This is a genomic window from Nitrosomonas sp., from assembly GCF_043753625.1.
Taxonomy (GTDB): domain Bacteria; phylum Pseudomonadota; class Gammaproteobacteria; order Burkholderiales; family Nitrosomonadaceae; genus Nitrosomonas.
In genome coordinates this window covers 1-6,385 of the sequence record NZ_JAYUWI010000039.1, presented here as the reverse complement: position 1 = coordinate 6,385, position 6,385 = coordinate 1, and the positions used below count along the sequence as shown (strand labels likewise).

Below are 6,385 nucleotides of genomic sequence, written 5' to 3'. Positions count from 1 at the left end.
ATCAATAGTATTGCTGGCGCAGTTATCCCAGTCTTTACCAAGCTATAAGCTTAGCAAGCATCAACGCCGGTACACCACTGTCGAAAGACAGCCGGTGTGCCGGTTTTTTTATTCCCTAGTTCTGGTATTTTTCTAATGCAGCGTTTCTGCCTGCTCGCACTTATTCACATAAGCTCATAATCATAAATATGAAATTGACCACTCATGGTTATGCTCACATTAAGCCCAAGTGAGTCTTCTCTACTCATTGTGAAATGGTGCACCAATCGCTGAAGAATTTATACCAGTTTAATAATTTTTTGTACTTGCTATCATTGTGTACTTGCTATCATTTTGATCGTATAGAAAACGCGGATTTAATTTCGAAGTGCAACAGCTAACGGCTGTTTAGTGTAACGTATTTCCACCCCGAAAAATATCTCATGCGGGGTTCTAAATCCCAGTGCTTTTCTAGGTCGATGGTTGATTCGCTCTACCGCCTCCTGTACTTGTTCCTCAGTGATGTTGGTCAGCACAATGCCCTTGGGGAAATACTGCCTCAATAGCCCGTTACTGTTCTCGTTCAGACATCGCTCCCAAGAGTGATAGGGGTTGGCAAAATAAATGTCCGCTTTTAGTTCTGCTGCTATTTTCTCATGCTCCGCAAACTCCTTGCCATTGTCGAATGTGATGGTGTGGCACTTATCCTTGTATGGCGTCAGCAGGCGCGTTGTTACGGCTGTTACACCCACCGCGTGTTTGCTGCGTATATGTCCCGCCAACACATAGCGTGACTTGCGTTCAGCCAGTGTAACCAAGCCACCTTTATGGTTTTTGCCAATCACAGTGTCGCCCTCCCAATCCCCAATACGCGTCTTTTGAGCAACAATCTCTGGACGCTCATCAATGCTGACACGATTCTTGATCATGCCGCGCCGCTCTTGCCCGCTTGCATAACGCTTTCGGTGTGGTTTCTGGCTGCGCAAATGTTGGTGCAGGTCTCCGCTATTTCGTTTGTCCGCGTAAATGTGTTGGTAGATGGTTTCATGGCTGATCTTCAAGACACCTTCCAATTCAAGCCGATTTGCGACCTGTTCTGGGCTAAGATCTTCCTGAATCAACCGCTCAACTTCCGCCCATCCATCCGATGAGAAACACTTGCCATTGATACGTGCACCGCAGCGCTCATCACGCAACGATTGTGCCTGTTTAGGTCGCCAGCCACGCTTGCTCCTTGTTGCGCTTGAACTCCCGTGAAACCGTGCCCTTGTCTACGCCGATCTTTTCGGCGATCTCGGTTTGATTCAAACCAGCTTGCTTCAGTCCGTAAATCTGGTATCGTAGCCCGCTGGTAAGCTGCTTGTATTGCTTCATCTGTGCTCCTTTTACTTGGTCGTTTAAGTGGCTCCAATATTAACGCAGCTTGCCACCTAAATTCGCTTACAAAAGTTGCACTTCGAACTTGAATCCGCCAAATCTTTGGTACATTCCGATAGCCATTATTTTTGGTTATCACATAGTGTTGAATAATAATAGGGGAGAATAATGATGCAGCACAATCCGGGGTTTTTACGGGTAGTGGGACAAGCAAAACAACGCGTAAAGGAATGTACTGTGGCTGATGTGCAGGCCAGATTGACGCGGGGAGAACAATTTCATTTTATCGATGTTCGCGAAGATCATGAATTCTGGATTGACCATGCGGCGGGTGCTCGTCATCTTGGAAAAGGTATCATCGAACGCGACATTGAAAACGTGATACCTGATAAGCGGGCTGCTATTGTGCTGTATTGCGGCGGTGGGTACCGTTCAGTTCTGGTGGCGGATGCATTGCAACAAATGGGTTATACCAATGTGGTATCTATGGATGGGGGCATTAAAGCTTTACGTGACGCTGGTTTTTCGCTTGAAAAAAATAAATCAATCTAGAAATGACACAACAATTTTGAATTTAGTACAGTCAAATCTTATGTAAAATCTTAATGTCCTTTTTCACCAAAAACCAGTGAATCTGATTACTTTCATTTGCTAGGCAGTTTATTGCCAGTTTCTTGGCTGATAGCGGACTGGACCGGAATGTTATTCCCGTTATCGAACACCATATGTGCTCTTTCAAGGGGAAGTGTTTCGCCCCGAAAGAATTTGGGTTCACGCATGTTCCAAAGTATCATTAGCGGAACACCGAGAAATAGCGCGACAACCCCGATCAGAAACACAGTACCCACGCCAGCAATCGATCCGCTAGATCCATAATTGGGATCTAGCATGTTCCATGCTTGAAGAATACCCACCGCAATCAAAATTACAGCAGCAATTGCAGGCAAGATCAATTGCGACAGCGCTGTTTGCCAGTGATTAAATGCAGTACGATGAAAGTAGAGTACACAGGATAGCGACGCTATAGTGTAGTAGGTGCAGATTGCTATGCTGACACTGTGGATAGAATCTTTGACAATTGACTCGCTGATCATGCTCAGGGCGGTGTAGATGACCAGCGTCACCAAACCGATTGTCCAAGTTGCAAACTTCGGTGTTTGTGTTGCTTCATTGACTGAAGAAAATCTGCTAGGAATGGCCCGGTATATCGCCATTGCAAGTGCAGCACGTGCTGCCGGCATGATCGTAGACATCGTCGAAGAGAAAGCCGAAACACCGATTATCAATGCAGCAATTAGCGCGCCTTTGGCGCCGATCATGTCGGTCGTCAGCACGGTTATGATGGAATCGACATTGTCTTTAAACGTCAGGCTTGATTTATCCTGCGGATCAATACCGGCGTACGCTAACGCCGTTGTAGAGAAAACTACATAGGTAATCACAGTAATTGTCATCGCGATCAGGCCACTTCGGCCCGCTTGCTCTGAGCTGCCATCCGTTTCTTCAGACATTGCCAGCGACGCATCAAACCCCCAGAAAATGAATAACGCAACAAGGAATCCATTAAGAAATGCGCTGAAAGAGGAAATCGCAAACGGGTTGAGCCACTCCAGTGAGAATGGTTCGGCAGTACTCGCCGCGTCTCCCTGCATGATGCGCATCAACAGGATAGCTGCGAGTAAGATGAGACCACCGTATTGTGCGATCGTCAGGATTATGGTGGTACGCGAAGATTCTTCAGCACCGAGTGCCGTTAGATATGTCGTACTGAGGATGAATAGAATAGCTACGCCGAAGTGAAACCACAGGGGCGTTTCGTCTAAATTAAAGACGATGGCTGTCGTGTTGACTATGACCTGAGTTGCGGCGACGCCTGCCAGCACACTCGCCAATAACAACGCCCAACCTCCAAACCAACCAAATCGTGGCCCAATGGCTTTTGTACCCCATGTGAAAACTGTACCAGAATCCGGCGCTGAGGTAGTCAGATGTTTGTAGGACAATGCCACAAAGAACATCGGAATCACGGACAGAATGAACACGATCGGTAACTGATAACCGCTTTCAGAAGCACCATAGCCCAACGCACCGGTTAACGAGTACGCCGGAGCGGTTGCTGCCAGACCAATCGTGACCGCAGCCGACCTGGATACCGACCCCTTTTTTAATCCTTTGGCTTTCAGGCCATGCATAACAGATTCTTCGTGCATCTAATGCCTCGTGGTTTTCTGGAAAACTGGAAAACTGGAAAACAGAATTCCTTATAAACGCTGGAAAGTAACAAAGATTTGCAGTGAAGTCAAAAACGAAGCAAGGTATTCAATACTAATAGTTCAATTGACTGTACAGTTTGATGTATCGAGCGATCATAGGAGAAAAATTTTTAAGGTTCAGGATGAATAATGCAATTTTTGATAAGAATATTTAGAATTCCGACATGCTCCATTCTGCATTTTACAGACTACTGTTATTCGTGTATTTTGATCGTCGCGTCAAAGAGGAAACTGTCGCATAATCCCGGTGCGGAGCGGGACAAACAATGTAAATTGCCCGTATTGCCGAGTCAAACTACTTGGGTAGGATATCGCGATATGCTTGACAGTGAATGTATTTTATTGTCTGCGAACAGATTTCTAAGTATCGAGTCGAGTATGGGCGTACCTTAATACGAGTTGCTAAATAACCGTCATTACAAGCATAGTAAGAAATCTATACTGCTTATTCTCGAAGATTTCTCACTATGTTTGGCATAATAAGTGTGAACTATTCAGAGATTTATATAGATCTCAACTTACTTGAATGTCCTTATCAGGATTTACGAGTTGCGATGTTGAAAAAACACCGCTATTTTCGGTCGAAGCGCACATCCAAATGGTTGCTGAAAACCATCGTTCAAAATCTGAGAGCTATTCGCATCCCCAAATCAAAAAAGCCTACCTTAACTCGGCTACATTTCAATCAGAAAATATTGGTGTACATCGAACTCAGTTGCTTTAAACTACAAGGCAACATATTCCTTTGTTGGTCAGTTGTATCAGACCGGAAGTATTAATTAATACTAGAAACAGCTTATTATGACAAATATACACGATCAAATTCTACCCACAGGGACTCAAATCGGCGTCTACGAAATTAAAGGAACCGTAAAAGTTAATCCGTTCGATATTATCTATCGTGCCTGGAATCATCATCTTAAAGAGCAGGTGAGAATACAAGAGTATTTTCCGAACAATTTTGCTGTTCGTGCAAGTGATGGTCTGCGTGTTGAGGCCAAGTCTCTAGAAGATAAAGAAAATTTTGACTATGGGCTAAAGGCATTTTTGGATCAGGCTGAGATGCTGACACAAATTGAGCATCCCAATCTTGTCTTGGCGGAGAACAGTCTGCCATTCAACGGCACGGCTTATCTGATCATGAGCACCCGAGACGGTACATCACTTTCCAAGCTAATCCAATCCAAAACAGCATTTGCTGAAACGGAATTAAAGTTCATTCTGGTATCGATCTTGAATGCGCTTCAGAAAATCCACGAATACAAAATGGTACATGGCGGTATTCAACCGGTAGCGATCTTATTCGATAAAGATGGCGAACCGTTACTAACGCATTTTTCTGCTGCACGATTAACTATCGCCGCACGCACGGCTCAGTTTTCGGATGAATTAGCTAGCGGTTACGCGCCAGCAGAACAATATGAACCTGAAAATGTACCCGGACCCGCGACCGATTTCTATGCACTGGGTGCGACGATGTCGGCCTGTATCTTGCATGATAAGCCCATTGCTGCGCAAAGCAGGATTACGGCTTTAAACCAAGGCAAACCTGATCCGATGGGCTCACTTTCTGCGGCTGCGAGTGCTACGTATAGCGTGGAATTGTTGCAAGCGATCGATTGGATGCTGCAACCTGAATACAGCCGCCGGCCGCAGTCGGCAGGCGAGATTTTAACGCTATTAAAATCAGAGCAAACCAGCGGCCCGGCGGAGCTGTCATCTGCCAAGCAAGTGGGCGCAGAAGTTGTCAATAGCAATCCGATTATTAAGAACGCCCTATGGATTGGTGTCATGACCGGGATCGTTGTGCTGGTGACGTTTGGAATATGGTTTGATAAGAAACCGGTAGAAATAGCGGATAACAAGAAAAGTACAGCAGCTACCCAGCCTTTATTCCAACGCAATCCCGGCAAAACTACCGTTACACCGGAAATTAAAGAAGACCAATCCACTATCCCTTCGATTGTCGCTCAATCAAATCCAGAATTGGATTCAGACAAAATTGCTGAACCCGAAGAATTAACTGAGCTGGCAGACGAATCAACACCATTGAAAACCAAAACCGATGAGGTTTTAATCAAGAAGTACCTGGATGTCGCTGAGAAAGCTATGAAAGTAGGACATTTCACCACCCCACCGAGAAGTAATGCATATAAGTATTATCAGCTGGTCTTAGCCACGGAACCAGATAATGTGGAAGCACGTGCTGGGCTGCAGAAAATCGTGGATCGGTATGTTCAGTTTATTGAAAAAGCGAAAATTGAAGGTAAACTCAATATGATTAAGTTATATTTGCAAAGAGCGGAATCGGTTTTGCCAGATGATTCTAGGATAAGGAAAATTCGGGGTGAGATTGCAGCTATTCAATAAAAGTTCTATCTCATATCGACGAAATTTTAAGAATTAGTTGATTCTATTTCTTGATTTTCAGATGATCGCAAATTGCCCTGCTGGAATCGCTATGACTGGTATTCTAAGATTGCTGATTTATCTCAGCCAACAGTTTATCAGTAGATGCGACTTTTGCATAAGCAAAGCCAAGTGCGGACATAAAAGCAGCGAGTACTTGACTTGATGGTACTGAGCTCCATTAAATTCTAACGCTAATGTGGCACAAGCATCATGCGCGATAGCACATTTATAACCTTATTCCAATTCTACATAGTCGACCCTGAAAAAGTATCAAACAACAGTTGTTCTGGAAAAGCTACCTGAGAAAATTGTTGCACTACTAAAGTGCATGCCCCGGTAGTTTA

The 6,385-nt window shown here is 44.7% G+C and carries 3 protein-coding genes and 1 pseudogene; 2 read left to right on the top strand and 2 right to left on the bottom strand.

Annotation, left to right across the window (positions count from 1 at the left end; translation table 11 throughout):
• Nucleotides 1–356 precede the first annotated feature (356 nt).
• Nucleotides 357–1,353 (bottom strand): annotated as a pseudogene (locus tag ACH10T_RS03895) (IS30 family transposase).
• Nucleotides 1,354–1,527: 174 nt separating this feature from the next.
• Here ACH10T_RS03895 and ACH10T_RS03890 point away from each other — a divergent pair.
• Nucleotides 1,528–1,908 (top strand): rhodanese-like domain-containing protein, encoded by a 381-nt coding sequence (locus ACH10T_RS03890; protein ID WP_394808018.1) that lies wholly within the window; start codon nt 1,528–1,530, stop codon nt 1,906–1,908.
• 92 nt (nt 1,909–2,000) lie between these two features.
• Here ACH10T_RS03890 and ACH10T_RS03885 read toward each other — a convergent pair whose 3' ends face one another.
• On the bottom strand, nt 2,001–3,566 hold the full coding sequence (locus ACH10T_RS03885; protein WP_394808017.1) for an APC family permease: 1,566 nt from the start codon (nt 3,564–3,566) through the stop codon (nt 2,001–2,003).
• A gap of 864 nt (nt 3,567–4,430) precedes the next feature.
• On the opposite strand from ACH10T_RS03885, the gene ACH10T_RS03880 reads away from it, so the two are divergent.
• Nucleotides 4,431–5,999 carry a serine/threonine protein kinase gene (locus ACH10T_RS03880; protein WP_394808016.1) on the top strand — a complete coding sequence of 523 codons (1,569 nt, stop codon included), beginning with the start codon at nt 4,431–4,433 and terminating at the stop codon, nt 5,997–5,999.
• The last annotated feature ends 386 nt before the right edge of the window (nt 6,000–6,385 follow it).